Below are 23,419 nucleotides of genomic sequence, written 5' to 3' on the forward strand. Positions count from 1 at the left end.
ATGAGGATACCGATGCCCCATCCCATGCCCCAAAACCCCCCGACTGCATTAGCGACTTCGTCAACGGCGCCGCCGTCCCGGCGCCGATTCTTCCAGCTATCCGCCCTGTCCGGACTAGGTACCTTCGCTTTGTCGGCGTGCGCATCCAACGATTCGCTGGCTCGGCAGGCCAACGCGGGAGACAACAAGAACTTCATCGCCGGGGACGGATCCGTGGCCCAGTACGCCAAGGCCGAACGCAAGCAGCCGGTCGTCCTGTCGGGCAAGTTGTTCGATGGCACCGCCGTGGAGTCAGCCGCGTGGAAGGGCAAGGTGGTGGTGTTGAACTTCTGGTACGCCGCCTGTTCCCCTTGCCGCCTGGAAGCACCCCGGCTGGAAGCCCTGTACAAGGAATTCAAGCCGAACGGTGTCCTCTTCTACGGGGTCAACATCCGTGACCGGGAACCGGAGGCCGCGGCCTTCGAGCGTACTTTTGGTGTCACTTACCCCAGCATGGAAGACTCCGACGGCGGGGTGCTGCTGTCCATGACCCAGTACGTCCCGCCGCAGGCGGTCCCCACCACGCTGGTGATCGACACGAGCGGCAGGGTCGCCTCACGCATCCTTGGCACCGCCGACCAGGGCACCCTCAAAGCCCTGATCTCCGACGCCCTGGCAGGGAAATAGCCGTGCCACCAACGAAAGAGAGTTCCACAGCCGCACCGACGCCCCCGGCCGGCGACCCTGTACTTCCCCGCTTGGGCGCCTGGGGGGCGCTGCGCTGGGCGTGGCGGCAGCTGACCAGCATGCGCAACGCCTTGTTGTTGCTGCTGTTGCTGGCCGTGGCCGCCGTGCCCGGTTCGTTGTTTCCCCAGCGACCGGTCAACCCCGCCGTGGTCACCCAATACCTGAAGGACCATCCCGGCTACGGGCCGTGGCTGGATCGGTTCCAGTTCTTCAACGTCTATTCCTCCGCCTGGTTTTCGGCCATCTACCTGCTGTTGTTCCTGTCCCTGATCGGCTGTGTCGTCCCCAGGACCCGGGCGCATTGGAAGGCCATGCGTTCGGCTCCTCCCCGCACCCCCAAGCGGCTGTCCAGGCTGCCCGAATACGGGACCCTGGAGCTGCCGGAATCGGCCGGGATCAGTGCCGGGCAGGCGGTTCAGGATGCGGCACGGCTGTTGCGAAGGCGCCGTTACCGGGTCCACATCTACGATGCCGGCGGGGACCGCCCCTCCGTCGCCGCCGAACGGGGACTGATCCGGGAGGTGGGGAACCTGCTCTTCCACGTCTCCCTGATCGGGGTCCTGGTCTGCGTCGCCATCGGGGGCCTGTTCGGCTACCGGGGACAGAAAATCCTGGTCGAAGGTGACACCTTCGTCAACACCCTGGTCGGCTATGACCAGTTTTCCCCCGGGCCCAACTTCAACCCCGCCCGGCTGGACCCATTTGCCATCACGCTAAACAAATTCGCGGTGACCTTCGACCGTTCCTCGGCCGCCCACTACGGCCAGCCCATCGACTTCACCGCAGCCGTGACGGTGACAGACAAACCCGGGGCGGAGCCGGTAAAAAGGATCCTGAAGGTCAACGACCCGATCACCGTGGGCGGGGCCAGCTTCTATCTCGTCGGCAACGGCTACGCGCCCGTGGTGACCGTCAAGGACGGCACCGGGAAGACCGCGTTTAGCGGGCCCGTCGTGTCCATTCCCAGCGACGGGGCCTACACTTCCCTGCTGGTCGTCAAGGCACCCGATGCCAGGCCGTCCCAACTGGGCTTCGTTGGCTTCTTCCTGCCCACCGCGCTGGTCAACGACCAGGGAATTTCCTACGCCAGCGACCCGGACCCGCTGAATCCGCGGCTGAACCTGAATTCCTACTACGGCGACCTGGGACTAAATACCGGGCAGCCACGGAACGTCTACACCCTGGACACGAAGAACCTGACCCCCCTGAACAACCGCAACCTCAAGGCCGGCGGTATCGTGCTGGCCCCGGGGCAAAGCTACACCCTGCCCGAAGGAAAGGGATCCATCAGTTTCGACGGGATCAAGCGCTACGTCGGCATCGACATTCGCCATGATCCCGGCCAGGTCGGGGTGCTGATCTTCGCCCTCGCCGCCCTGGCCGGACTGATCGCGTCCCTATTCATTGGCCGGCACCGCGCCTGGGTCAGAACGGGAACCCACCCGGACGGGCGGACCATGGTCGAATACGCGCTCCTGGCGCGCGGGGAGAACCACCGCCTCGCCGCCGAAGCCGCAGCCATCGGCCGGCTCCTGACCAAGGAATGGTCGGCGCCGGCCACCAACACGAACCATCTCGCTAAGGACCAGTAATGCCAACCATCAACGAAGCCTTCGCCCTCTACAGTGAGCGGTTCATGCTCCTGGCCGGGATCGCCTATGTGGCCGCGCTCATCGCGTTCGCCTGGGACCTGGTAAACACCAGCAAAACGGGCCGCACCACACAGCTACATGGCGTGGCCTATGCCCCGGCATCCCAACCAGCCGTTATCGGGCAAAAGATCCCGGCCCGCGCTGGCACCACTGGCCACGGCACGCCAGGGTTCCAGGAGGCCGCATCCGACCTGGAGGGGCCGGAGGGCCGGGCCGAGCGACCCACCAACCAGCACTCCGGCCCGCACCCAGGCTTGATGGCGGATGATTCCATGCGGTACGGCCTGGCAGGCCCCCGCAAGGCCGCCCGGATCGGGGTGACCCTGACCGTGCTGGCCGCCGCCATCCATGCCGCCGCCGTCCTCGCCCGAGGCCTGGCCGCCGGTCGGGTCCCATGGGGGAACATGTACGAATTCTGCACCACCGGCGCGCTCGTGGTGACCCTGGTCTTCCTCCTGGTGCTCACCCGCCGGGACCTGCGCTTCGTGGGCACCTTCGTCATCGGTCTGGTCCTGGTCATGCTCACCGCTGCCTCCGTGGCGTTCTGGACCCCCGCCGGGCACCTGGTCCCGGCCCTGCAGAGCTACTGGCTGGTCATCCACGTCTCCATCGCCGTCGTCTCCTCTGCCCTGTTCACGCTCACCTTCGCCCTCTCCGTGCTCCAACTGCTCCAGTCACGACGCGAAACGTCCCTTGCCGCCGACAAGCCCGATCGGTTGATGTTCCTGCGCCTGGTGCCCTCTGCGCTGAGCCTGGAAAACATGGCCTACCGGATCAACGCCATCGCCTTTATCGGCTGGACCCTGACCTTGATGTTCGGAGCGATCTGGGCCGAAAAGGCGTGGGGCCGGTTCTGGGGCTGGGACACCAAGGAAGTCTGGACGTTCGTGATCTGGGTGGTCTACGCCGGCTACCTGCACGCCCGCGCCACCCGCGGCTGGACAGGCACGCGCGCCGCCTGGCTCTCGATCGTCGGTTACCTGTGCGTGGTCTTCAACTTTGCCATTGTCAACGTCTTCTTCTCCGGCCTGCACTCCTATGCAGGGGTCGGCAGTTGACCCCATCCCCCATGTCCGCCCCTCACGTAGAAGATCCCAGCCTCGGGCAGCACTCGCGACGACGCACGCGTGGCATCACTGTGCACCCAGTAGCGGCCCTTGTCTTAGTCACGGTAGCGGTCACTGGCTGCACGGCAACCCTTGACATCAAGGCCGCACCTGACGCCAATAATCCCGGCTGCGCCACGATTCTCTCCCAACTTCCCGACACCATTGGAGGCCTGTCACGAAGAGAAACCACGGGTACCTCAACGGCCGCCTGGGGCTCACCGTCCGGTGTGGTTCTACGCTGCGGCGTTACCGTCCCAGGACCCACCACACTGCCGTGCGGAACGGTCAACGGAGTAGACTGGATCGTCCAGGAAAGTGGCACCACCAGAACGATGACCACCTACGGCCGCATCCCAGCCACCGAGGTCATCATGGCGGTCGATGACTCCCACGCAGGCGCCGTCCCCGCGGCGCTGGGGGCGGCCATATCACTGCTGCCCGCCACCCATCGGTGTGTCGGGCACGCGGACGTCCCGGCGCTGCCCACAGACTGACACCCGGGCCTCCTTCAAATGGAGGGGCCCGGGTGTCAGGAAGGGTTTCGGACTACCTGCCGAAGCGGCGCAGCCGCAGGGAATTGGCGACCACCAGTACCGAGCTGGCGGCCATCGCGGCACCGGCAATCATCGGGTTCAACAAGCCCAGGGCGGCGACGGGGATGCCAATCGCGTTATAGAAGAAGGCCCAGAACAGGTTTGTCTTGATCGTGGCGAGGGTTTTGCGGGAGAGTTCAATGGCCGTGGCCACCTGGCCCAGGTCGTTGCCCATGACCGTCAAATCGGCGGCCTCGATAGCCACGTCCGTGCCGGATCCCATGGCAACGCCCAGGTCGGCCTGGGCCAGGGCGGCGGCGTCGTTGACCCCGTCGCCGGCCATCGCCACCGTGGCCCCCGCGGCTTGGAGTCGTTTGACGGCCTCTACCTTGCCCTGGGGCAGGACGTCAGCGAAAACGTCCTCAGGGGCGATGCCAACGGCGGCCGCGACCTGGGCGGCGACGGCCGCGTTGTCGCCGGTGAGGAGGATGGGGCGCAGCCCGAGTGCCTTGAATCGGGTGATGGCCTCGGCGGAGCCGTCCTTGATGGTGTCTTCAAGGCTGATGATGCCCTCGACGGCACCGTCCACGGCGACCCAGATGGCCGTCGCCCCGGACAGTTGCTCCTGGCGCAGGGCTTCTTGCAGGGTGTCGGTGATGTCACTACCGTTCTCTTCCAGCCAGCCGGCCCGGCCCGCGACTACTAGGTGTCCGGCGACGGTGCCGCGGACGCCGCCCCCGGGGGCGGAGTCAAAGTCCGCGACCGTTGCGAGGCCGGGGCCGGCCGTGGCGGCTGCGGCAATGGCGTGGGCGATGGGATGTTCGCTGGCGGCCTCCACGGATCCGGCCAATCGCAGAACCTCAATGTCGTTGAGGGTTCCCAGTGCCAGGGTGCGGGCGACGGCGAGTTTTCCGTTGGTGACCGTACCGGTCTTATCCAGCAGGATGGTGTCGACTGTGCGGGTGTCTTCCAAAACTTGCGGGCCCTTGATTAGGATGCCCAACTGGGCGCCACGGCCGGTGCCCGTGAGCAGACCAATCGGGGTTGCCAAGCCGAGGGCGCAGGGGCAGGCAATGACCAGCACGGCGACGGCGGCTGTGAACGCGCCCTGCACATCACCGGCGAGGAATAGCCACAGGACAAACGTCACCACGGCGAGTCCGAGGACGATGGGGACGAACACGGCGCTGATCCGGTCCGCCAGCCGGGCGATCGGTGCCTTGCCGGATTGGGCCTGACTGACCAGGCGCCCCATCTGGGCCAGCGTTGTATCGCTGCCGACCCGGGTCGCCTTGACCAGCAGGCGACCGGAAGTATTGATCGTTGCCCCGGTGACAGTGTCGTCCACGTCAACGTCCACCGGAAGGGATTCCCCGGTGATCAGGGAGGCGTCGATGGCGGAGCGGCCCTCGACGACATAACCGTCGGTGGCGATTTTCTCGCCCGGCCGGACTACGAACACATCCCCTGCAACCAACGTGTCGGCGGGGATCTTGACCTCGGCTCCGTTGCGGATCACGGTGGCATCCTTCGCCCCTAGGCTCAACAGGGCCTTCAGAGCGTCACCGGCCTTGGACTTGGCGTTGGCTTCCAGGTAGCGGCCCAGCAACAGGAACGTCGTGACGACCGCGGCCACCTCAAAGTACAGTTCCGCATGTCCACCCGTTCCCGGATGAGCCGTCATGGAAGGATCGGCGACGAGCATGACCGCCGAGAAAAGGTAGGCAGCGATCACGCCCAGGGAGACCAGGGTGTCCATGGTGGAGGCAAAATGGCGGGCATTGATGGCCGCGGCCCGGTGGAAGGGCCATGCTGACCAGGTTACGACCGGCAGTGCCAGGATGCCGACAACCCATCCCCATTGTGGGAACTGCAGCAAGGGAAACATTGAAATTAGGAAGATCGGGACGCTGAAGATGGCTGCCAGGACCAGCCTCGGCCGCAACTGGGATGCCGTCCCACCATGGTTCATATGGTCATGGTCTCCGCCGGCCATTCCCGCATCATGGCCGAGTTCCTCAGAGTCGGGTATTCCGTCTGCCTCGTGGCCGTGAGGCAACGGTGCAGGTTTCAGGCGGGCCTTGTAACCGGTGGCGTTGACGGTATCAACGATCTGCTGATCGGAAATCCCCGCCGGGACGGTGACCTGGGCGGATTCAAGCGGCAGGTTCACGGCAGCTTGGACACCGTCGAGTTTGCCGAGTTTGCGTTCCACGCGACCAACACAGGAGGCACAGGTCATGCCCTCGATGTCGAGCTCGATCACCCGGGTCAGCGGCTGGTGCAGCAATTCCTCGGTACTCATCAAGATGTCCTTTTTCAGGTGGAGTGGTGGTTACGCGTCGGTGGCGACGACGAGATAGCCGGCTTCCGCGATCGCTTCGCCGATTTCCTCAGGCGCCAGTTCCAGATGTGAAGTCACGGTCGCTGTGGAGATCCCGCCCGCGTTCAAATCGACGCTGACGTCGTCAACACCCTTAAGAGACTTCAGTTCCTCCATCACGGAGGAAACACAGTGCCCACAGGTCATGCCGGAAATGCTGATAGTTGTCTTCATGATTTCGTGCTTCCTATTCGATAGACGGTTGATGGGCGTCAGCGCAGCAGCCGGCCGATAGCGTCGGTGGCTTCCTTGACCTTGGCCGCCACGATCTCCGGGTTCCCGGTCGCTTCGGATTCATGGGCTGCTCCGACCACACAGTGCGCGATATGATCCTCGACCAGGCCCAGGCTGACCGCATGCAAGGCCTTGTTGACGGCAGCGACCTGCGTGAGGATGTCAATGCAGTACTTGTCCTCCTCCACCATCCGGGCAATCCCGCGCACCTGCCCCTCGACCCGCTTCAGGCGCCGCAGGTAAGCAGCCTTGTCCGTGGTGTAGCCGTGATTGATATGTTCATCGACGCTCTCAGCCATGATGACCCCTTCCTATAACGTCAGGCCATTCTATACCCCAGTAGGGTATATGTCAAATACCCCACAGGGGTATACTTGCGATTCTCTTGATAGCACTGCCCGTCGAGGCTGCCTACCAAGTTTCTCCCTTTGACGACGTCAAATTCTCGGGGGTGTATCAGGGCCCGCCCTTCGACAATCCTTCGGACCCGTCGTCAAGAATTCACTCTCAGATCGTTTCCCGCGTCAGACTTCTGACCGTTCGCAGCTCGGTCACGTAAATGCCATTCATCCGGGCCGGCCCGAACACCAAATCGGAGCCCTGCCAGAGGCCAATGCCCCCCGCTGATGCCTTGATATTCATGGTCATATCTCCCCCGAAAACGCCACCAAGAATCAGAATTATCTGCCACTCCGGAGACTCTCCCGCATGAAATGAACCCACACCGTGGACGACGATGTTTGTTGGCATACGACGGCCCGCCATGACAAACGGTGACATGTCACCAGCCATGCTGATGAACCTGCAAACGGCCATCAAACAGCAGCTCCGGCGCTGCGCTACAAGGACTCGTCACGATTTACTCACGTTTTTGAACGAAAACCAGCGCCAATCCTTGGCATATCAAAGGGCTCCGTCGTCCCGGACTCCCCCGGAAACTAGCGGTTTTTGACCGTCAATGGAGGCTGTTGGCATGAGAGTCCTGAGTTTCTCTTGGCCGCCGGTTCGAGTCCGGCCCGGGGCACCAAACATGCCTCTGACCTGCGGCTTTACTGTTTTCGCCAGGGTCGCGGAAAGGGCCAAATCACGTTTTACTCACGTTTTTGAAGGAAAAGTTGGTCACGTTTTTGGCATGTTCGGGGCCTAAAAAGGCGCCAATTCGTGGTCACGTTTTTCAACTGGGGTCCGGGAAATCCGCGGGAATCCGCGGATTTTTAGGGTCCGGTCGGCGCAGCGCCGTGCGAGCAATATATTGGCCCTCCGATCGCCCTACTCACGGCATTGAACACCGTCAGTGTGTAGGAATCCTGTCCGCAAACAGCAAGAACAATCCGTGTGGAAACGTTGCCCTCCACCTCACGTCATTCGACGATGAGTCCTCGCACCAACGGCCCAACAAACCGCGTCGACATGCCGTACCGGTCCGAATTTCCTCCGGCCGGCCAAATACCGAACTCGTCCCGCAAGGAAAGGCTCTAGTGGGGCACCTAGAAACTCCGGGATGACAGGCCCAGGAAATTCGAGCAGTGTCAGATTTATGCTGTCGAGCAAAAGAGTCTGGAACTAGCCGGCTCTATCCAGAATTCTGGATAGAGCCGGTCGGCGTCTAGTTCTCGGCGCTCTGGCCCAGTTCTTTCGCCAAGGCGATGACACGGTTGTTGATGTCATCGCGGACTAGGCGCATGCGTTCCATGCCTTCGATGCCGCGTTTGGAGGGTTCGTCGGTGTCCCAGTTGCGGATCTCAATCCCCGCGACAGGATCCACCACGGCCTCGCCGCCCAGGGTGATGATCAGACCGACATTGGCGAGCATCTCGGCTGTGATGGGCTTGGTTCGTTCGCCGCTGATGTCGATGCCGAGCTCAGCCAGGGATTCCACGGACTGGGCATTCAAGGATGGCCCGGGTTTCGTTCCTGCGGTGTAGACGGTGACGGTGTCGTCCGCGAGGTGGCGCATGAGGCCGCCGGCCATCTGAGACTTGCCACCATTTTTTACGCACACAAAGAGTACGCCTGGTTTGTTGCTCATCGAGTGGTTCTTCTTTCAGCCGTGGGAGTGGAAATGACGTTGCACATCGGGGGAAGGGATACCCAGGACCGGGACGGTTTGGGTGGTGAGGAGGCGGTGCATGAGGGATCCGGAGACGAGTTCATCGACTTTGGCCATGAACCCCGGCCGGCGGGCGCCAATGACGATGGTGGCCGCGCCGACCGCTTCGGCCAGGCGGCCCAGGGCCAGGGCGGGGTCACCGCCAATGATCCGCAAGGACCAGTCCACCCCGTAACCGGCCGCTGCGGCAGCCAGAGATTCTTTGAGCTCTGCTGCCGCAACAGCGGTTTCATCGTCTGGTTCGAGGATGGGTTCCAGTGAGCTCGGCAGGACCTTGTTCCCTGGTGTCCATTCGGTCAGGTAGCTGGCGGGGTCCACGAACGCCGCGATGAGTGGCACCGAGCGGCTTTCGGCCAGTTCCAGGGCCCTGGCCCACACTGTCGGGTCCTGGCCTGGTATGACCCCGACGATGACCGGTGAACCGCTAAACCCTGTCCTGGCTGGTTGCTCGCTCATGATGCCCTCTTAGTTTTCCTTTTTGACGGTGGTGAGTTCGGTGAGGAGATCCCGGACCAGCAGGTCGATCTCGTCGCGGATTTCCCTCGCCCCTGCCAAGTCCTTCATGGCCGGGTCTTCGATCTTCCAATCAAGATACTGCTTGCCCGGGTAGATCGGGCACGAATCCCCGCACCCCATGGTGACCACGACGTCGGCAGCCCGCACCACGTCATCGGTCAGGGGCTTGGGGAATTCCTCGGAAAGATCAATGCCAGCCTCCTCCATTGCTGCCACGATGGAGGGTTCGAGCTCGGCCACGGGTGCGGACCCTGCGGAGCGGACGTGCACCGCACCCTGGGCGTGCTTGTTCAGCAACGCCGCTGCCATTTGGGAGCGTCCGGCGTTATGAACGCAGACGAAGAGAACTTCGGGCACGTCGTGAGCGATGGCGCCCTTGGCCTGAGCCAAGGCCCTGAGCCGGTCGGCTGCGAACCGGGCCGTGGTCGATGCCAGGTAGGTGCGGATCCGCGAGGTCCTGGCCAGGGCCGTGTAGGACTCGAAGACGTAGCGTTCGACGGTTTCGGCGGCGAAGATGCCGGTGAATTTCTGTGTCAGGTCTTCGCTGATCCGCTCCAAGACGGCCGTGTCGTCCCTGAGTCCTGTCAGTACGCTCATACGGGGCTCGGTCATGGCTGACTCATTTCCTTTAGTCGGTGATGGTGGCGGAGCGGCCGTGGGCCAATCCTGTAGGGATTCCGATAAGTACAGGTTCCGGGGCGGCGCAGCACGATGATGATGCTGCTTCCTCCGCTGTTGTGTCTTCGGCCGGGGCACCGCACCCACCCACAGCGGGCAGGCCAAGAACGACGGGTTCCGGGGTTGAACAGCAAGAATCTGCTGCCATGTCCTGATCTGTGCCGGTTACTGCCGGGAGATCGCAGCTACCACCAAGATCGGTCGAGCAGACACCGGTTTCGGGCAGTTCAAGGTGGACCTGATCGGCGGCCATTTGGTCTCCGGCCACGGCGGCGGCGATTGAGCGGACCTGCTCGTAGCCGGTGGCCATCAAGAAGGTCGGGGCGCGGCCGTAGGACTTCATCCCGGCGATGTAGAAGTCCTTGTCCGGGTGAGCCAGAACCTTGGCCCCGTGGGCTGGGACGGTGCCACAAGAATGGAATTCGGGATCGATCATCGGCCCCAAATCCCGGGGTGCTTCAACGATCGGGTCCAGTTCCAGACGGATCTCGCGCAGGATGTCCAGGTCGGGGCGGAACCCGGTGGCGGGAATCAACAGGTCCACGTTCAGTGTCACGTCGCCGTTCGGGGTGGAACCGGTGACGGCCAGTCCCTGGTCCGTGCTGGTGAAGGCTGTGGTGGTGAAGGAGGTGTGGAGCTCAATGTGTCCCTCTTCCACCAGGCCGCGCAGGCGGGTGCCGAGCTGGCCGCGGGCAGGCAGGCCGTCGAGGTCCCCGCCGCCGTAGAGGCGTGACGCGTCGGCGCCTCGTACGGCCCAGCTGATACGGGTGCCGGGCTCGTTCTTGGCCAGCTGACCCAGGGAAATGAGGGTGTTGGCTGCGGAGTGGCCGGCCCCGATGACGAGCACGTGTTTGCCGGTGAAGCGGGCACGGTCAGCCCCGGTGACATCAGCCAAGGGTTCGGTGATCAGTCCAGCAGCGATGGATTCGGTCTCACCGGGGGCGGGAAGCCCTGCCTGGCCCAGCGGGTTGGGCTGCGCCCACGTGCCGGAGGTGTCGATCACGGCGCGAACATGGTGATCGGTTGCCTTCCCGTCGGCGGTTGCGACCCGAACCAGGAAGGGCTGCTCGTTACGGTCACGGGAGTGGGTCTTGTCCATACCGACGCGGCTCACAGCCGTCACCGTCGAGGATGTGTGCAGTGCAGCACTGATCGCCGGGACAGCGGCCAAGGGGTTCAGGTACTGCTCCACGAGTTCGGCACCGTAGGGCAGGGCCGTGAGGCGGGGTTCAGTCCAGCCAGTGGGCTCAAGCAGGCGGCGGGACGCGGGGTCGATATTGTGCTCCCAGGAGGAGAACAGACGGATGTGTCCCCACTGGCGAATGGCCGCACCCACGTCGGCACCCTTTTCAAAGATCAGGGGTGTGATGCCGCGTTCGATCAGGTTCGCGGCCGCGGACAAGCCGATCGGGCCGGCGCCGATGATGGCTACTGGCAGGTCGTTTCGTTGGGTCGTCATGTTCGTGGTTCTCCTTGAGATATTCACAATTAGTTTCGTAAGCGGTTGCTGAGGGCCCTGCCAAGTGGTGTTTAGGCGAGGGCGGGTTCAGCGATGCTGGCCGTGGTGCTGTGGCGGTCATCCAAGGCAGCGAGGTAGCTCTTGGCGTCCAGGCCGGCGGCGGCCCCGGTTCCCGCTGCGGTGATGGCTTGCCGGTACCGGGAGTCCACGGCGTCGCCGCAGGCAAACACGCCCTCAAGGTTCGTGTGCGTCGTTGGTGCCTGAACCCGGAGGTACCCGTTCTCGTCCAAATCGACCTGCCCTGCCACCAGCTCTGTGCGGGGCAGGTGGCCGATGGCGACAAAGACGCCCGTGACGGCCAGGTCCACTTCGGTGCCGGTGATGGTGTCGCGGACGGTGACACCGGAAACCTTGTCTTCACCCTGGATGGCCGTGACGGCGCTGTTGTACATGATGCGGATCTTCGGGTTCTCCATGGCCCGTTGCGCCATGATCTTCGAGGCCCGGAGCTCATCACGACGCACGATCAAGGTCACGGACTTGGCGAAGCGGGTCAGGAACGTCGCTTCCTCCATGGCCGAGTCGCCCCCGCCGACCACGACGATGTCGTGCTCGCGGAAGAAGAACCCGTCGCAGGTGGCGCACATCGACAGGCCGTGGCCGGTGAACTTCTTCTCTTCCGGCAGGCCGAGCTCCTTGTAGGCGGAGCCGGTGGCCAGGATGATCGCCGTGGCCTCATAGCTGTCGCCCGCCGCGGTGGTCACCGTCTTGACGGACCCGGTCAGTGTGGCGGCGGTGACGTCATCAAAGATGATGCGGGCACCGAATCGTTCGGCTTGTTCCTGGAGGTTGTCCATCAACTCCGGACCCTGGATGCCGGCAGGGAAGCCGGGGAAGTTCTCGACTTCGGTGGTGTTCATCAGTGCCCCACCGGCGGTGACGGCGCCGGCAATGACCAGCGGCGCATGCCCGGCCCGGGCGGCATAGATCGCGGCCGTGTACCCGGCCGGGCCTGAGCCAATAATGATGATTTGTTCGGTCATGACAGGTGCAGTCCTTGGCTAGGCGGTGGGGAGGAGTTCGGCGATGAGGGCCTGGATGCGGGCCTTGATGTCGTCCCGGATGGGGCGGACGGCGTCCACACCCTGCCCGGCCGGGTCTTCGAGTTCCCAATCCTCGTAGCGCTTGCCGGGGAAGAACGGGCAAGTGTCCCCGCAGCCCATGGTGATCACGACGTCGGATTCCTTCACGGCCTCGGTGGTGAGGACCTTGGGGATCTCGGTGGACATGTCGATGTCCTCCTCCGCCATGGCGGCCACGGCGGCCGGGTTGATAGAGGCGGCCGGTGCGGAGCCGGCGGAGCGGACCTCAATGGCTCCGTTGGAGAGGGTGGTCAGGTAGGCGGCGGCCATCTGGGAGCGGCCCGCGTTGTGCACGCAGACGAACAGGACGGAGGGCTTCTTGGCGGTTTCGGTGGTACTCATGAGTTCATGCTCCTGAAGAAAATGAAGGGATATTTGGGATCAAACTGACAGGGGCTGGCTGGTGAAGAAGCGTTTGCGCGCCCATAGGGCGACGTAGACCAGGGCGACCAGGACGGGCACCTCAATGAGGGGTCCGACGACGCCGGCCAGGGCCTGGCCGCTGGTGACGCCGAAGGTGCCGATCGCGACGGCGATGGCCAGCTCGAAGTTGTTGCCCGAGGCTGTGAATGCCAGGGTGGTGGTCTTGGCGTAGCCCAGGTTCAGGACCCGGCCGATGACCATGCCGGCGGTGAAGACGACGATGAAGTAGACCAGCAGGGGCAGGGCAATCCGCGCCACGTCCAGCGGCTTGGAGGTAATGGCATCCCCCTGCAGTGCGAACAGCAGCACGATCGTGAACAGCAGGCCGTACAGTGCCCACGGGCCCAGCTTGGGCAGGAACTTGCCCTCATACCAGTCACGGCCCTTGGCCTTTTCGCCCAAGGTACGGGTCAGGAATCCCGCCAGCAGGGGGATGCCGAGGAAGATCAGCACCGAGGCGGTGATGGCCCAGAAGGAGAAGTCGGCGCTGGTGGTGGGAAGTCCCAGCCAGCCCGGCAGGACCTGGAGATAGAACCAGCCCAGAACGCCGAAAGCGAAGACCTGGAACACGGAGTTGATGAGCACCAGTACGGTGGCGGCCTCGCGGTCCCCGCAGGCCAGGTCGTTCCAGATCATGACCATGGCGATGCAGCGGGCCAAGCCCACAATGATCAGGCCGGTGCGGTACTCGGGAAGGTCGGGAACGAAGATCCAGGCCAGCGCAAACATGAACGCCGGCGCCGCAACCCAGTTGATGATCAGTGAGGTGATCATCAGTTTGCGGTCCGCCAGGACCCGGCCGGTTTCGTTGTAGCGGACCTTCGCCAGGACCGGATACATCATCACCAGCAGGCCGATCGCGATGGGCAGGGACACCGAGCCGATCTTCACCGCTTCCAGCGCCGTGTTCAGGCCCGGAACGAACTTGCCCAACAACAGGCCAACAGCCATCGCGGCAATGATCCAGACCGGCAGGAACCGGTCCAGGGTGGAGAGCTTGCCCATGATGGCGGCCTCTCCAGAGGCAGGGGGTGTGGCGGTCGTGGTACTCACAAGGCTCCTAGTCGGTCCAGCTAAGATTGATGACTGTCGATATAAGAAGTATTGAGGGTTACATCGACAATTGTCAATATTTTGGCATAATGGGTACATGAACACTGCATTAACGATGGATACAACGACCGAGCAAGTCTGCTGCGCACCCAGCGACCGGCCCGTGCTCAACGCCGCCGATGCTCAGGACTCTGCCCGGATTCTCAAGGCACTCTCGGATCCGAACCGGCTGCGGTTGCTCTCCATCGTCAAGGCCGGCGACGGCGGCGAGGCCTGCGTGTGTGACCTCACCGAACCCCTGGACCTGGGCCAGCCCACCGTGTCGCACCATTTGAAGATCCTGGTGGACGCCGGATTGCTGGAGCGAGAAAAGCGCGGCACCTGGGCCTACTACTCCCTGGTCCCCGGCGCCCTCGAAAGGGCTGCCACGATCATCACCGGCCTGTGACCGCACATCAAGGCGGGGGCGTGCAGATCCGTCTCATGGCCGAAAGGGATTGGGATGCTGTCCAGGATATCTATGCCCAGGGAATCGCCACCGGCAACGCCACCTTCGAAGAGCACGTGCCAGCCAAGGATGATTTTCTGTCCACAAGGATTCCTGAGCTCCGCATCGTCGCCGAGGACACCAGCGGGGTCATTGTGGGCTGGGCCGCAGCATCGCCAACCTCGGCCAGGGCCGCCTACCGTGGCGTCGTGGAGCACTCCCTGTACATCGACCAGGCGCAGGCAGGCAAGGGCATCGCCACCCAGCTCCTGCGGGAACTGATCACGCGCGCCCAGGTCAATGGCTACTGGACCATCCAATCCGGGATCTTCACCGAAAACACCGCCAGCCGGGCACTCCACAGCAAATTAGGTTTCAGGGAGATCGGCCGGCGCGAACGCATCGCCCAAATGGGTCACGGCCCTTGGTCCGGGCAATGGCGCGACACCATCCTCTACGAAATTCGCCTCTGACACGCCCCGGACAGTGCGTCGCTGCGCGGACCGCGGGCAGGGTGGAGAATTGGTTCACCAGGTCCATGCTGTTGAAAGGCGGATGATCCAGGTGACGGTATCCGAGCAATTTGAGCGGTCTGTGATTCTCGACGGGTACAACCGGGTCCAGAGTGATCTTCGCCGGATACTTGAGCATGCCAGCACCGCTGACTTGCGCAGGAAAAGTGCCGGCACGAAGTGGACCAACGAGCAGCTGCTCTTCCACATGGTGTTCGGCTTCGTGATTGTTGCAGCGCTGCGCAACCTGATCCGCACGGTCACCATCCTGCCGCCCGTGTTTGGCTGTACCTTGGCGCGCGTGCTCAATGCTGGCACGATCCCGTTCGACTGGGTCAATTATCTTGGCTCACGCTATGCCGCACTCGTGTTCAACCGCCAGCGGATGGCCGGCAAGCTCGAGCGGGTATTGGCGTCGCTGGCCCGGCACCTCACGGCCGAGGACCAAGAAACCTTGGAACGGAGCATGGCATTTCCCGCCCGGTGGGATCCGTTCTTCAAGGAGACCATGAGCCTGCTCCAGACCTATCAATACCCGATCAACCATTACGACTTCCACCGCAAACAACTCAGCCTGAACAATCTCCAGTAGCGCTTGAACGCTGCCACGGATGCGGCCGGCAACCACTCGGTCGCTTCGCGTGGCGGCTTTACAGGTAGCTGCAGATACGTGCGGGATCACAAATGGCCGGATCGCCTGCAACGGCCGTGTCGAGCATGTCGGCAACGGAATCGCGCAGTGCGGTGAGTTCTGCGATCTGGTCGTCCAGCTTGGACAGCCGCATGGCCAAGACATCCTGTACATGAACGCAAGGAGATTGGCCTACGTCGCGGACGGAAAGGATGTCGCCAATCTGGGCCAGCGTCAAACCCGCGGCACGGCCGCGTCGGATGAATTCCAGCCTGTCCACGGTCTTCCGGGTGTAGCTGCGGTATCCGTTTGGTGTCCTGTCTGCCGGCGGCAGCAAGCCGGAGTCCTCGTAGAACCGCAGGGTCTTGGCCGTCATGCCGGCTGCCGCAGCGGTTTCGCCAATCTGCATCATGCACCTCGTGATTCGTTGGAATTCTTTCACTTGACCTTCCAGTTTAGGGGAAGGTGCACAATAGTGGCATCAGCAGCCGCTCTGCGACATAGCGTGCCATACTGCCCGAACCTTGGAGGAACCATGTCAGAACCGGCCACCTATGATTTCGACCTTGCCGTTATCGGTTCGGGCGGGGCCGCATTTGCTGCCGCGATCCGCGCCACCAACCTGGGCAAGCGGGTGGTCATGGTGGAGCGTTCCACCATAGGCGGCACCTGCGTCAACACCGGATGCGTGCCGTCCAAGGCGCTCCTGGCAGCCGCCGAGGCACGCCACGTGGCCCTGGATTCGGCCAGGTTCCCCGGCGTCTCCACGTCCGCAGGTCCGGTGGACATGCAGGAACTCATCGGAGGAAGGCGCGCCCTCGTGGAGGCGATGCGTTCAGAAAAGTACGTTGACCTGATCGCCGAGTACGGCTGGGACCTGCGCCAGGGCAGCGCAGCCTTCCACGGCACGGCTGAGGAGCCGCTGCTGGCCATCACCAGCGCTGACGGGACCGTCGAAACCATCCGGGCCAACCACTACCTGGTGGCCACCGGATCCACCCCGTGGGCGCCACCCATCCCCGGGCTCTCGGAAGTCGACTGGCTCACTTCGACCACCGCGATGGAACTGGACGCCGTGCCAGAATCGCTGCTGGTTCTGGGCGGCGGATACGTGGCACTGGAACAGGCCCAGCTCTTCGCCCGACTTGGCACAAAAGTGACCATGCTGGTCCGCTCCCGCCTGGCCTCGGCCGAGGAGCCGGACGCCTCACGCGCCCTGCGCGGCATCTTCGCGGACGAGGGCATCGACGTGGTGCGACAGGCCACCGCGTCCAAGGTGGAAACAGGCCCGGACACCGGGGACGTGGTCGTCACCGCAACCGTGTCCGGCGGACAGCAGGAATTCCGCGCCACCAAGCTCCTCGTTGCCACGGGGCGCCGTCCCGTCACCGACGGACTGAACCTGGCCGCCGTCGGAGTTGAGACAGGGGACGGCGGGGAAATCCTGGTGAACAATGGCCTGAACAGTTCCAACCCGCGCATCTGGGGCGCCGGGGACGTCACCGGGCACCGCGAGTTCGTCTATGTCGCGGCCTCCCACGGGGCCATGGTGGCGGAGAACGCCTTCAACGCGGCCGGGCGCGAAGTCGACTACCGCCACCTGCCCCGCGTCACCTTCACCAGCCCGGCCCTGGCCGCCGTCGGCATGACCGACCATCAGGCCAACGAAGCCGGGATCCGGTGCGAATGCCGCGTCCTGCCCCTGGAATACGTGCCCCGCGCCCTGGTCAACAGGGACACCCGCGGCTTCATCAAGATCGTCGCCGACGCCGACACCGGGCGCATCGTCGGGATCACGGCCGTGGCCAAGGACGCAGGAGAACTCGCCGCAGCCGGCGTCTACATCCTGGAAGCAGGCATGACAGTGGACCAGGTCGCAGCCATGTGGAGCCCCTACCTGACCATGGCCGAAGGCCTCAGGATCGCCGCCCAGTCATTCACCACGGACGTCTCAATGTTGTCCTGCTGCGCCGCCTAAACCCAGGCTCATTCAAGCCGAGCGCAACTATGCACCACTTTGCGCTCGGCAGGCGGTGGGGTTGGCATCGGCCTTGAAGCCGTGACTGGCTGGCCAGACGTTTTTGCATGACCAACGGTCCAGGTTCAGGAATGAGTCGCGGCATGAATGCCCTCGACACTCTCAAAGGAGTAGTGGTCTACCACCTATTTGCTCCTAAACCATTCGCATTTTGGCGTATGAAATTGATCCCAATTTGGGCTGACCAAGTCGGCTAGTCGGAAACAAATGGACACCAAATTAGGGTGGATGGTGCTCCAATCCCCCAGCAAAGAGACAACAAAAAACACGTATCACGGCCGACAATGGCCACACGACCGGTGGGGCCGAGACCACGCCTCAAACAACAGCAATTGTTGAACAGTGACGGAGCCCCATTCACAACCAGCGACATGTCACCAGCCATGTGGATGAACCTGCAAACGACCATCAAACAGCAGCTCCGGCGCTACGCTGCAGGGCCTCGTCACGTTTTACTCACGTTTTTCAACCAAAACCTATGGCAATCCTTGGCATATCAAAGGGTCCCCGTAGCCCCGCACTCCCCCGGAAACACGCTGTTTTTGGGCGTCCACCTACTGGACCGAGGGCTGTACGAGACGATGCTGTACTGGGAGACCGCCGACCAAAACCCGATGCTGGTCTACTCGACTGTCGACTTCGCCGAGTGTGGGATGGAGGTGGATTGCTGCAGGTTGGATCCTATTCATTACGGAACGCATAACAAGATGCAACGCTTTGTCTGGTCTGAGATACCAGCCATCAAGGGGCCGGCTTGCACCTGCCTGCGCTCCATCGGACCGGCAGCCGGGAAACACTCCCCTTGCCTCGACGACCAAGGGCTGGGTCTCAGTGACATCTGAACGACGAGAACTCCTATCGGAACGATGCCCGTCTTGACCAAGATACCCCTTGGGGGTATATTGGTGATGTTGTCAGTGAAGTAGCTTGTCGCCGCCGTTGAGTATTCCGGCCGCCACTGCCGTTCAACCCCAACGCACACAACCAACCCCTTATTAAAGGAAAATGACCACCATGTGCGTCCCTGAAGCCCCCACAGATCTGATCTTGACGCCCGCAAAGGAGGGCTCCTGCGGTTGCGGCTCCACCGCAGCAAAGACCACTGAATCAGCCGATACCTTCGGAACGGCCTATGCCGTGGAGGGGCTGACCTGTGGGCATTGCGTCCAAACGGTAGAGACGGCGGTTTGGGCCGTGGCCGGTGTCGACGCTGCCAGCATCACCCTAGTCCCCGGCGGCACCTCCACCTTGACCGTCTCCGGGCAGTCGTCCGAAGAGGACATCCGTGCCGCCGTGGCAGCTGCCGGTTATACGGTCACCGAGAGCTAAGCATTTCCCGCAAACGATGTAGGGAGAGTCATGGACGATCACAGCACCGGCCACAACCACCAGACGGCGCCAATCGGCACCGCGCCCGGAGCGATGCCCGGCATGGATCATGCGGCCATGGGCCACGGCGGAATGGATCATGATGACCATGCCGTCCACACCGCCGGCCAGCATGCCGGACACAGCACCGCCATGTTCAAGAACCGGTTCTGGCTGACCCTGGTGCTCTCGATCCCGGTGGTGTTCTTTAGCCCCATGTTCAGGCATCTGCTCGGCTACGCCCCGCCACAGTTTCCCGGGGCGGCGTGGATTCCACCGCTGCTGGGTACTTTCATCTTCTTCTACGGCGGGCAGCCTTTCCTCAAGGGTGGCTGGCAGGAAATCAAGTCCCGGCAACCGGGCATGATGCTGCTGATTTCCATGGCCATCACGGTCGCGTTCGTTGCCTCCTGGGTGACGAGCCTGGGGCTTGGTGGCTTCGATCTGGATTTTTGGTGGGAGTTGGCCCTGCTGGTGGCCATCATGCTGCTGGGCCATTGGATCGAAATGCGGGCGCTGGGCTCGGCCCGCGGCGCACTGGACGCCCTGGCCGCCCTGCTGCCGGATGAGGCCGAACGGGTCATCGACGGCGGCACCGAGACCGTCAGCGTTGCCGAGCTGCAGGCCGGCGACATTGTCCTGATCCGCTCCGGGGCCCGCATGCCGGCCGACGGCGTCGTCACCGACGGGTCAGCCGAGGTGGACGAGTCGATGATCACCGGGGAATCCAAGACCGTCCCACGCAGCGTGGGTGATCCTGTGGTGGCAGGAACCGTTGCCACCGACAATTCCCTGCGGATGCAGGTCACGGCGGTCGGTGACGATACCGCCCTCGCCGGGATCCAGCGGCTGGTCGCCGAGTCTCAGGCCTCCACGTCCCGCGCGCAGGCGCTGGCCGACCGGGCTGCGGCATTCCTGTTCTACTTTGCCACCGGAGCCGGCATCATCACCTTCATAGTCTGGTCCCTCATGGGGAGTATCCCGGATGCTGTGACCCGCACCGTGACGGTCTTGGTCATTGCCTGCCCCCATGCACTCGGATTGGCCATCCCATTGGTGATCGCGATCTCGACCGAGCGCGCGGCCCGTGCCGGGGTGTTGATCAAGAACCGGATGGCCTTGGAGCGGATGCGCACCATCGACATCGTCTTGTTCGATAAAACCGGTACGTTGACCAAGGGCGAGCCGGCCGTTACCAATGTTGTGGCGGTCGACGGCGTGACAACCGATGAGCTGTTGGCCCTTGCCGGCGCAGTTGAATCCGACAGTGAACACCCTGTGGCCCGCGCCATCGTTGGTGCCGCCGCGAACACCGGCAGGACCGTCCCGGAAGCTACAAACTTTCAGTCGCTGACCGGTCGCGGGGTCCAGGCCAGCGTCAACGGTGCCACCGTCGCTGTGGGTGGTCCCGCCCTGCTCAAGGAGTTCCGCCTAGCCGAACCGAAGAGCATCAGTGGCACAACAAGTGAGTGGATGGACCGGGATGCGGCCGTTCTGCACGTGATCCGCAATGGGGCTGTCATCGGAGCCGTCGCGTTGGAGGATGAGATTCGAGAGGAATCACGCCAGGCCATACAGGCCCTGCAAAACCGTGGTATCAAGGTCGCCATGATCACCGGGGACGCCCACCAAGTCGCCCGGGCGGTGGCCACGGAGTTGCATATTGACGAGGTTTTCGCCGAGGTACTCCCCCGGGACAAGGACCAGAAAGTCGCCGAACTTCAGGCCCGCGGGTTGAAGGTCGCCATGGTGGGTGACGGCGTCAACGACGCCCCGGCCTTGGCACGGGCCGAGGTTGGGATTGCCATCGGCGCCGGCACCGATGTGGCCATGGAATCGGCCGGCGTGGTCCTGGCGGGCAACGACCCCCGGGCCGTGCTATCCATGGTGGATCTCTCCCACGCCAGCTACCGCAAGATGTGGCAAAACCTCATCTGGGCCACCGGCTACAACATCATTTCCGTCCCGCTGGCCGCCGGCGTGCTGGCGTTTGCCGGGATCGTACTCTCACCGGCAGCCGGTGCCGTACTCATGTCCTTGTCCACCATCGTGGTGGCACTAAACGCACAACTACTCCGCCGACTCAAACTCAACCCGGCTAACGCCCACTGATAGTGCACCACGTGCTTAGCCAGCCTGCCCCCATCCAATAATCAACGACCCGACCGCCACCCCAACATCCAGAAAGGATCCCCCATGCACTCAAACCATGACATGTTGACGGCACGATCCCTGCTGCGCTGGGGCCGGCTGCTCACCGTCGTCCTCGCCATTATTGCCGGCCTTTTGGGCATGCACGTGATCGGCGGCGCACAGGCGTCGCCCTTGTCCCCGGCCAGCATGAACAGCGCCGTCGCAGCACCAGCTGCCACGACCCAGTCAGCCGCTGAGTCCGCCCACGCCATGCCGTCCGGGGACACTGTTGCCGGGCAGGGCCTGCCGTCTCAGGAAGGCCTCCCGGCAGCGTGTAGCTGCACGCCATCCGGGTGTGACGCCACCATGGCCATGCATGGAGGATGCGTACCAACTTTCGGGCCTACTGTGCTGAGTGTTCCCCTACCTGGAATCCACACGCAACTGGCCGCACCAGCGGTCTTTGCTGCCACCCCAGGGCACAAGTCCGTCGACCGGGCACCCGACCCTCCCTCACTGAACCAGCTCTCGATCAGCAGAACGTAGACCGATGACCAGACCTGCCCACCATGGCGGGTCCTCATTGACGCGCCCTTCCAAAAGGGTGCCGCTGCCAACTCTCGAGATTCGTTTTAATGAAGGACTGTTCCCTTGAAGAAATTTCTGACCCTTTCCGCCACCGCTGTTGCAGCCGTGATTGCCCTGGCCGGATGCTCTACCGGTGCCAACGATGGCTCCATGCCGGGCATGAACCATAGCGGTTCAACCACCTCCTCCTCGCAGGCGACCGTCACGAGCGGGGAGCACAATGCCGCCGACACGATGTTCGCCCAAATGATGACCCCCCACCATGTCCAAGCGGTGGAGATGAGCGAGACCATGCTCGCCAAGACTGGCCTGGATCCGAGAATCACGGCGCTGGCCACCGAGATCAAGGCCGCCCAGGGACCTGAAATCAAGAAGATGAACACTTGGCTCACCGGCTGGTCCGAACCCACCGCCATGGCCGGCAATCACTCCATGAACGGCATGATGACCGCCGCGGATCTGGACAAGCTCAAGGCCGCCCAGGGAACAGTGGCGAGCAAGCTGTTCCTGACCCAGATGATCGCCCACCACGTAGGCGCCGTGGAAATGGCCAAATCCGAGGTCACCGGCGGCAAAAACGCGGACGCAGTGTCCCTGGCCAAGAGCATCATCGCCTCACAGGAAACCGAAATCAAGGACATGAAGAACCTGCTCGCCACCCTGTAACACCAACGTAAGCCTGCACTTCCGGTGGCGGTCCCCAACCAGTTGCGGACCGCCACTACCCTTCCTCCCGCCTGCCTTTCTCGTCTTTTGGAGTTCCCTGTGAAACCCCGCACCACCCTTTTGCGCACCCACCGCCTTGCCGCCACACTTCTTCTCGTGCCCCTGGCCTTGACGGGGTGCTCCACCGCAACCACACCGTCCAGTCCCGCACCCGCAGCAGCCGTGAGCCATGTTCATGGCATCAGTGTGGACCCGGTCTCCACCAAGATCCTGATCGCCACCCATGACGGCCTCTTTGACGCGACCACGAACACCCAGGTGAAGGTCAGCGAGGCCACCATCGATCTGATGGGATTCACCGCAACAGGTCAGCCGAACGTCTTCTACGCCTCCGGCCACCCGGGCCCCGGGTCGTCCCTGCCGAACCCGGTCGGACTCATCCGCTCCACGGATGCCGGGAAGACGTGGCAACAGATCTCCCGCGGTGGGCAATCCGACTTCCACGCCCTGACCGTCAGCGGCGGCGCCCTGGTCGCCTTCGATGGGCAACTGCGCACCAGCACCGACGGGACATCCTGGACGAACTCCGAGGCGACGTTTGTGCCGGCCGTCCTGGCGGGCAGTCCATCCTCCACGGTGGTGTTGGCCACCACGCAAGAGGGGTTGCAGCGCTCCACCGATCACGGCAAGACCTGGAAGCCCGTCCCCGGTGGCCCGATCGTCCAGTTTGCTGCCTTTGCCACGTCGGTAGCGAAAGCCCCCACGGAGGCTATCGGTGTCGCCCCGGACGGGCGCGTCTACGTCTCCACCGATACGGGACTGAGGTGGAAAGCGACCGGGACGATTACCGGCCAAATTGAGGCGGTGACCGCATTGGAAGGCGAACCCGGCAAGCCCTGGATATGGGCGGCCACCACCGATGGTGTTCAGGTCTCCACCGACGGCGGGGATTCGTTCCGCCCGGCCGCGTCCTAACCC

Annotated in this window: 25 protein-coding genes; 13 read left to right on the plus strand and 12 right to left on the minus strand. The window is 63.4% G+C overall.

Annotated features, from left to right (window positions below):
- Positions 1-24 precede the first annotated feature (24 nt).
- The 4 genes from MMF96_RS08935 (at position 25) to MMF96_RS08950 (ending at position 3,981) form a co-directional block, all read left to right on the plus strand.
- The gene (locus MMF96_RS08935) at positions 25-666 is read left to right on the plus strand and encodes a TlpA disulfide reductase family protein (protein WP_256883310.1); all 642 of its coding nucleotides are present in this window, start codon (positions 25-27) and stop codon (positions 664-666) included.
- Between the two features lie 119 nt (positions 667-785).
- Positions 786-2,318: a cytochrome c biogenesis protein ResB gene (locus MMF96_RS08940; protein WP_256883377.1), complete on the plus strand. Its 1,533-nt coding sequence runs from the start codon at positions 786-788 to the stop codon at positions 2,316-2,318.
- Positions 2,318-3,436, plus strand: a complete 1,119-nt coding sequence (gene ccsB / locus MMF96_RS08945; protein WP_256883311.1) for a c-type cytochrome biogenesis protein CcsB — start codon at positions 2,318-2,320, stop codon at positions 3,434-3,436. The genes MMF96_RS08940 and ccsB overlap by 1 nt, the downstream gene beginning before the upstream one ends.
- 11 nt (positions 3,437-3,447) lie before the next feature.
- Positions 3,448-3,981, plus strand: a complete 534-nt coding sequence (locus MMF96_RS08950; RefSeq protein WP_256883312.1) for a DUF3515 domain-containing protein — start codon at positions 3,448-3,450, stop codon at positions 3,979-3,981.
- 52 nt (positions 3,982-4,033) lie between these two features.
- Here the strand turns inward: MMF96_RS08950 and MMF96_RS08955 are convergent, their stop codons facing one another.
- From MMF96_RS08955 to arsB, 11 genes are all read right to left on the minus strand, one after another.
- Positions 4,034-6,325 (minus strand): cation-translocating P-type ATPase, encoded by a 2,292-nt coding sequence (locus tag MMF96_RS08955; RefSeq protein ID WP_256883313.1) that lies wholly within the window; start codon positions 6,323-6,325, stop codon positions 4,034-4,036.
- 30 nt (positions 6,326-6,355) lie between these two features.
- On the minus strand, positions 6,356-6,577 hold the full coding sequence (locus MMF96_RS08960) for a heavy-metal-associated domain-containing protein (protein ID WP_256883314.1): 222 nt from the start codon (positions 6,575-6,577) through the stop codon (positions 6,356-6,358).
- Between the two features lie 38 nt (positions 6,578-6,615).
- Complete coding sequence (locus MMF96_RS08965) at positions 6,616-6,936, minus strand: metal-sensitive transcriptional regulator (RefSeq protein WP_256883315.1); 321 nt, start codon at positions 6,934-6,936, stop codon at positions 6,616-6,618.
- Positions 6,937-7,144: 208 nt separating this feature from the next.
- The gene (locus tag MMF96_RS08970) at positions 7,145-7,429 is read right to left on the minus strand and encodes a hypothetical protein (RefSeq protein WP_256883316.1); all 285 of its coding nucleotides are present in this window, start codon (positions 7,427-7,429) and stop codon (positions 7,145-7,147) included.
- 814 nt (positions 7,430-8,243) lie between these two features.
- A complete protein-coding gene (locus MMF96_RS08975; protein WP_256883317.1) occupies positions 8,244-8,666 on the minus strand; it encodes a low molecular weight phosphatase family protein in 423 nt (140 codons plus the stop codon).
- Between the two features lie 15 nt (positions 8,667-8,681).
- Positions 8,682-9,203 carry a universal stress protein gene (locus MMF96_RS08980; protein WP_256883318.1) on the minus strand — a complete coding sequence of 174 codons (522 nt, stop codon included), beginning with the start codon at positions 9,201-9,203 and terminating at the stop codon, positions 8,682-8,684.
- A 9-nt stretch (positions 9,204-9,212) separates the two neighbouring features.
- Positions 9,213-9,875 carry an arsenate reductase ArsC gene (locus tag MMF96_RS08985; protein ID WP_256883319.1) on the minus strand — a complete coding sequence of 221 codons (663 nt, stop codon included), beginning with the start codon at positions 9,873-9,875 and terminating at the stop codon, positions 9,213-9,215.
- 16 nt (positions 9,876-9,891) lie between these two features.
- The gene (locus MMF96_RS08990) at positions 9,892-11,400 is read right to left on the minus strand and encodes an FAD-dependent oxidoreductase (protein ID WP_256883320.1); all 1,509 of its coding nucleotides are present in this window, start codon (positions 11,398-11,400) and stop codon (positions 9,892-9,894) included.
- 71 nt (positions 11,401-11,471) lie between these two features.
- The gene (gene trxB / locus MMF96_RS08995; protein ID WP_256883321.1) at positions 11,472-12,443 is read right to left on the minus strand and encodes a thioredoxin-disulfide reductase; all 972 of its coding nucleotides are present in this window, start codon (positions 12,441-12,443) and stop codon (positions 11,472-11,474) included.
- 18 nt (positions 12,444-12,461) lie between these two features.
- Positions 12,462-12,884: an arsenate reductase ArsC gene (locus MMF96_RS09000; RefSeq protein ID WP_256883322.1), complete on the minus strand. Its 423-nt coding sequence runs from the start codon at positions 12,882-12,884 to the stop codon at positions 12,462-12,464.
- A gap of 39 nt (positions 12,885-12,923) precedes the next feature.
- The gene (gene arsB, locus MMF96_RS09005; RefSeq protein WP_256883378.1) at positions 12,924-13,970 is read right to left on the minus strand and encodes an ACR3 family arsenite efflux transporter; all 1,047 of its coding nucleotides are present in this window, start codon (positions 13,968-13,970) and stop codon (positions 12,924-12,926) included.
- Positions 13,971-14,115: 145 nt separating this feature from the next.
- Between arsB and MMF96_RS09010 the strand changes: the two genes are divergently transcribed.
- The 3 genes from MMF96_RS09010 (at position 14,116) to MMF96_RS09020 (ending at position 15,609) form a co-directional block, all read left to right on the plus strand.
- Entirely contained in the window at positions 14,116-14,466 is a 351-nt protein-coding gene (locus MMF96_RS09010) for a metalloregulator ArsR/SmtB family transcription factor (RefSeq protein ID WP_256883323.1), read from the plus strand.
- 20 nt (positions 14,467-14,486) lie between these two features.
- Entirely contained in the window at positions 14,487-14,978 is a 492-nt protein-coding gene (locus MMF96_RS09015) for an N-acetyltransferase family protein (protein ID WP_309145225.1), read from the plus strand.
- Between the two features lie 91 nt (positions 14,979-15,069).
- Positions 15,070-15,609 (plus strand): DinB family protein, encoded by a 540-nt coding sequence (locus tag MMF96_RS09020; protein ID WP_256883324.1) that lies wholly within the window; start codon positions 15,070-15,072, stop codon positions 15,607-15,609.
- A 58-nt stretch (positions 15,610-15,667) separates the two neighbouring features.
- Here the strand turns inward: MMF96_RS09020 and MMF96_RS09025 are convergent, their stop codons facing one another.
- Positions 15,668-16,057 carry a heavy metal-responsive transcriptional regulator gene (locus tag MMF96_RS09025; RefSeq protein ID WP_256883380.1) on the minus strand — a complete coding sequence of 130 codons (390 nt, stop codon included), beginning with the start codon at positions 16,055-16,057 and terminating at the stop codon, positions 15,668-15,670.
- A gap of 126 nt (positions 16,058-16,183) precedes the next feature.
- On the opposite strand from MMF96_RS09025, the gene merA reads away from it, so the two are divergent.
- The 6 genes from merA to MMF96_RS09055 all read left to right on the plus strand — a co-directional run bounded on the left by merA (position 16,184) and on the right by MMF96_RS09055 (position 23,416).
- Positions 16,184-17,626, plus strand: a complete 1,443-nt coding sequence (merA, locus tag MMF96_RS09030; RefSeq protein ID WP_256883325.1) for a mercury(II) reductase — start codon at positions 16,184-16,186, stop codon at positions 17,624-17,626.
- Between the two features lie 1,107 nt (positions 17,627-18,733).
- A complete protein-coding gene (locus MMF96_RS09035) occupies positions 18,734-19,015 on the plus strand; it encodes a heavy-metal-associated domain-containing protein (RefSeq protein WP_256883326.1) in 282 nt (93 codons plus the stop codon).
- A gap of 30 nt (positions 19,016-19,045) precedes the next feature.
- Positions 19,046-21,166 carry a copper-translocating P-type ATPase gene (locus MMF96_RS09040; RefSeq protein ID WP_375141416.1) on the plus strand — a complete coding sequence of 707 codons (2,121 nt, stop codon included), beginning with the start codon at positions 19,046-19,048 and terminating at the stop codon, positions 21,164-21,166.
- Positions 21,167-21,250: 84 nt separating this feature from the next.
- The gene (locus tag MMF96_RS09045) at positions 21,251-21,733 is read left to right on the plus strand and encodes a DUF6153 family protein (RefSeq protein ID WP_256883327.1); all 483 of its coding nucleotides are present in this window, start codon (positions 21,251-21,253) and stop codon (positions 21,731-21,733) included.
- Between the two features lie 105 nt (positions 21,734-21,838).
- A complete protein-coding gene (locus tag MMF96_RS09050; protein WP_256883328.1) occupies positions 21,839-22,441 on the plus strand; it encodes a DUF305 domain-containing protein in 603 nt (200 codons plus the stop codon).
- A 222-nt stretch (positions 22,442-22,663) separates the two neighbouring features.
- A complete protein-coding gene (locus tag MMF96_RS09055; protein ID WP_256883329.1) occupies positions 22,664-23,416 on the plus strand; it encodes a F510_1955 family glycosylhydrolase in 753 nt (250 codons plus the stop codon).
- The last annotated feature ends 3 nt before the right edge of the window (positions 23,417-23,419 follow it).

Origin of the sequence: Arthrobacter sp. STN4, assembly GCF_024539665.1 — a bacterium.
GTDB lineage: Bacteria > Actinomycetota > Actinomycetes > Actinomycetales > Micrococcaceae > Specibacter.